The organism is Proteiniphilum sp. (assembly GCF_034331125.1).
Taxonomy (GTDB): Bacteria; Bacteroidota; Bacteroidia; order Bacteroidales; family Dysgonomonadaceae; genus Proteiniphilum; species Proteiniphilum saccharofermentans.
Genome location: NZ_JAXQGC010000032.1, coordinates 1 through 4,233, shown reverse-complemented (window position 1 = coordinate 4,233; position 4,233 = coordinate 1). Strand labels below are relative to the sequence as shown.

Below are 4,233 nucleotides of genomic sequence, written 5' to 3'. Positions count from 1 at the left end.
TTCAATTCCCGCCGCACCATCAACTTATTACGGCATATTGCAAATATTGTCAGGTCAGTACATGATTCATAAAACTGATAGGATTAAAACAGATTGGGTATAACCAAAGAAAATATCAAAACTGCCATACCGATAACCAGGAAAACGACGGCCTTTTTTCCTGCACCTTTCCACTCTTTGAGGATAATGCCCCATACGTTGCTGAAAACCACGTTTAGAGACATCAGTATGCTCCATGAAAATGCCATCATTATGCTGCCGGGTTCAAAAAAACTTTGCCCCATACCCAGCCCGAAGAACTGGGAATACCAAAGAAGCCCTGCCAGCGCACAAAACAAAAGATTATTTACCAAAACAGCTTTTGATGAGCGTTTTATTTCTCCACCGGTTTTATTTTTCCGGTTCATATAAAGACAATAGATGAGGTTGGTTACAAATCCACCAAGGGTGACCAATAGTGTGACCGGATTCTGTGCAAACAATTCTTTTGCTCCTGCAGCAATAGCCGCTTCCTTTACTGGTATGCCGGCGCTTAACCCCAGACTGAAACAGGCGCTCATTACACCTGCAAACAACGCAATAAGGAGACCCTTCTTCAGGGCAAAGTCTTTGATCGCTTTTTTCCTCTCCTCTTCGGACATATTTTTTGAACGGAGACTGCCGGCATATCCTACTAATGCAATACCTGCCAGTGTAACAGCAACAGCCAGCAACAAAATCAATCCTTTCGGAGAGAAAAGATCCGTACCGGTAAGCATTGCGGGGATAAGTGTCCCGAAAGCAGCGCAGGTTCCCAGCGCTACTGATTGTCCGAGTGCGATACCCAGAAAACGCATACTTAATCCGAAAGTCAATCCCCCGACTCCCCAAAGTACTCCGTATCCAATAGCTTTCCATGAGGCAGCTGCATTGGTAGTATATATCGCAATTAATTCCGATGGCGTACTGGCCATGAATGCCCCCAGAAGAGGAAAGAGCAGCCATGCGAAAATTCCCTGCATCAACCAGAAGTTTTCCCACGACCACTCCTTTATCTTATTGATGGGGACGTATGAGCTCGATTGGCCCATACTTCCCACAGCAATAATAAGTAAACCAAAAATAGTACTCATCGTTTAGACTCTTTTAGAGGTTACCTGATCTTCATACTCCTGGACATCCTGTATATAAGCATCACCCACAGGTACGTTCTGCTGCTGGCAATAGTAATTATACACCGCGTTCCAGGGCATCGATTTCAATTCTTCCAAGTAAGCCAGCCGTTGGAAATTTTTATCCTGCAGTTCAAATTCCCTTAATTGTCGGGTCGGCTCGAGCAGCGCTTGCAACATCGCTTTCTGTGTAGCGCGGATTCCCACTATATAAGCTCCCAGGCGGTTGATAGATGCATCAAAATAATCGAGTCCGACATGTACACGATCGGCATGACCGGAACGAACAATCTCCTGAGTTAAAGCCAACAACTCGTCGCTTAAGATCACTACGTGATCACTATCCCAACGTTCCGGACGACTTACATGCAGATTAAGTTCAGGAACAAAAAGGAGCATCGAAGAGATTTTATCGGCTATTGATTCGGTCGGATGGAAGTGCCCGGCATCCAGTGTCAGCATCATATTGTTTTTTACCGCATAACCCATATAAAATTCGTGCGATCCCACTACATAACTTTCGCTTCCGATACCGAACAATTTACATTCCACACAATCTTTCAGGTAATCTGTACTGATCTTTTCGGTGAAAACATCGTCGAGTGCCTCTTTCATCAGTTGCCTGTGGGCAAAGCGTGAAACGGTTTTATCCTTTTCTCCGTCAGGAAACCAGATATTGTGAATACAGGGATCGCCTTGCTGCCGTCCGATTTCAGCTGCGATACGACGACAACGGCGCAGGTGCTCTTTCCAAAACTCTCTGATCTCAGAATCGAAATGAGAGATCATATATCCACTCTCACCTTTGGGATGTGAGAAAAGAGTACAGTTGAAATCGAGTTTTACGCCGACTTTCTTCGCCCAGTCGATCCAGGATTGAAAATGTTTTGGTTCGATCTGATCACGATCGACGAATTCACCGCCAAAATCGCCATAAATGGCATGCAAGCTTATCCTGTGTGTTCCGGGGATCAACGCGAGCACTTTCTCGAAATCACTCCGTAGTTCCTCTATGGTCCTGGCTTTTCCAGGATAATTACCGGTAGCCTGGATGCCTCCTGTCAACTCCCCGTCAGGATTTTCAAATCCCGACACATCGTCTGCCTGCCAGCAATGAATGGATATAGAGAGATTATTCAGTTTCTCAATAGCCTGGTCAACATCCACTCCCAGCGATGCGTATTGTGCCTTTGCATCTTCATACGCTCTTTTAAGTTGTTCTTCCTTCATACGTTTAAATTTAGATTCAAGATTCAAGATTTAAGAATCAAGAATCAAGACTTTTTTAATTAAAAATTAAAAGTGAAAAATTAAAAACTAATTCTCAACTTTTTTTTCATTATCACATTATCACATTATCACATCGATTATGCTATATATTCCTGTAAACATTCAGGTAATCACTGTAGTGACTCTCCCATAGGGGAGTATCTTCTGGCTCGAACGTATCGGGTTCAATGGAGTTTCTTACGATTTGACGGATTTCTTGTTTGTCATTGACTATACCGGCAGCTTTTGCCTGTAATAAAATATTTCCCATTGCCGTAGCTTCTGACGGGCCCGCAACGACCGGCTTACCGATAGCGTTGGCCGTAAAGGTATTGAGTAATTTGTTTTGGGATCCCCCGCCGATAATATGCAGGATATGGATAGGGAATGTAGCAAGTTGTTGAAGATCAGCCAATACCTGCTTGTATCGAAAAGCAAGACTTTCGTAAATACAACGGGCTAATTCTCCCATTGTTTGAGGGATATATTGATTTGTTTCTTTACAATAAGACTGAATAGCCGTAGTCATGGATCCCGGGGCAGCAAAGCATGGTGAATCGGGATTGATAAAACATTTGAAAGGAACTGACTGTTTTGCAGCGGCTACGATATCTTCATAAGTAACCGGTTGATTATTTTCCCATTCTTTTTTGCATTGTTCAATCAGCCACATTCCACAGATATTTTTCAGCAGACGGATAGATCCGTCGGCACCTCCTTCGTTGGTGAAGTTAAGTCGAAAAGTTTCGTCATTGATTACAGGCGTTTCCGATTCGATGCCCATTAATGACCATGTTCCCGAACTCAGATATGCGAAGTTTTCGTCTTTCGCCGGGGTAGCCAAAACTGCCGAAGCGGTGTCGTGACCGGCGACGGCGACGACGGATAAATCCTGTAAACCGGTCAGACGTTGTACTGAGGGAGATATGTTCCCTATCTTGTATCCGGGGAACACCAAAACTCCGAAGTGATTATCGTTTAATTGCAGGGCTTGAAGAAATGAGTTGTCGAACTTTTGTGTATAGGGATTGAGCATTTGGGATGTGGAAGCGATAGTATATTCTGTCACCATTCTTCCGGTCAGCAGGTAAGAAAGTGCATCCGGCATGAACAGTATTTTGTCGATGGCGGGATAGATAGATGAATTTTCACTCAACAGGGTATCAAGTTGGAATAATGTGTTGAAGTTCATGATCTGAATTCCTGTTTTTTGATACACCTCTTCTTTCGGAATTTTGGAGAAAAAACGTTCAGGTGCACTAAACGTCCAGGGATCCCTGTAACTGTAAGGCATGCGCAACGGTTCCTCATCCTTTCCGAAGCACACAAAATCTACTCCCCATGTATCAATACCCAGGGATGTGACTTTCAACCTGTGCGATTTGACTTCCTGTAATGCCCCTATTATCTGATTATACAAATAGAACAGATCCCAGTATAGGCGACCGTTCACTTCTATAATTGGATTAGGAAAACGGCTGATTTCCTTTAACTCTAATTGGTCATTTTGTATAGTTCCCAGCATTGCTCTTCCGCTGCTGGCGCCTAAATCGATTGCTAAGAATGACATTAAATTATCTACGCTCATGATGAGGTTAAATTCAATTTTTTTTAAGATTGTCTGCAAACTTACAGGATGAATTGAATATATGCAATGAAATAAATGATTTTATGACTGTGTTTTTTGATAATGTTATTTTGGGTTATTGATGTAATGGAAGTCCTGAGATTCCCAGGTACGCCTCAAGCGTGAGTAACTTACTGATGTTTCGCAGTTAAAAATGAAGTTGATAATCAGAGGATAAGAGATAAA

General features: G+C 43.0%; 3 protein-coding genes. All 3 read right to left on the bottom strand.

What is annotated here, in order from left to right; all coding sequences use genetic code 11:
• Positions 1-83 precede the first annotated feature (83 nt).
• The 3 genes from rhaT to rhaB all read right to left on the bottom strand — a co-directional run bounded on the left by rhaT (position 84) and on the right by rhaB (position 3,990).
• The gene (rhaT, locus tag U2P89_RS06265) at positions 84-1,112 is read right to left on the bottom strand and encodes an L-rhamnose/proton symporter RhaT (protein WP_092026222.1); all 1,029 of its coding nucleotides are present in this window, start codon (positions 1,110-1,112) and stop codon (positions 84-86) included.
• A gap of 3 nt (positions 1,113-1,115) precedes the next feature.
• Positions 1,116-2,381, bottom strand: a complete 1,266-nt coding sequence (locus U2P89_RS06260; RefSeq protein ID WP_092026226.1) for an L-rhamnose isomerase — start codon at positions 2,379-2,381, stop codon at positions 1,116-1,118.
• A 142-nt stretch (positions 2,382-2,523) separates the two neighbouring features.
• Positions 2,524-3,990: a rhamnulokinase gene (gene rhaB, locus U2P89_RS06255; protein ID WP_322190946.1), complete on the bottom strand. Its 1,467-nt coding sequence runs from the start codon at positions 3,988-3,990 to the stop codon at positions 2,524-2,526.
• Positions 3,991-4,233 lie beyond the last annotated feature (243 nt).

What these genes read in the sequence shown, in the direction of transcription:
- rhaT (WP_092026222.1), bottom strand. Translation starts at nt 1,112, where the DNA reads ATGAGTACTATTTTTGGTTTACTTATTATTGCTGTGGGAAGTATGGGC.
- U2P89_RS06260 (WP_092026226.1), bottom strand. Translation starts at nt 2,381, where the DNA reads ATGAAGGAAGAACAACTTAAAAGAGCGTATGAAGATGCAAAGGCACAA.
- rhaB (WP_322190946.1), bottom strand. Translation starts at nt 3,990, where the DNA reads ATGTCATTCTTAGCAATCGATTTAGGCGCCAGCAGCGGAAGAGCAATG.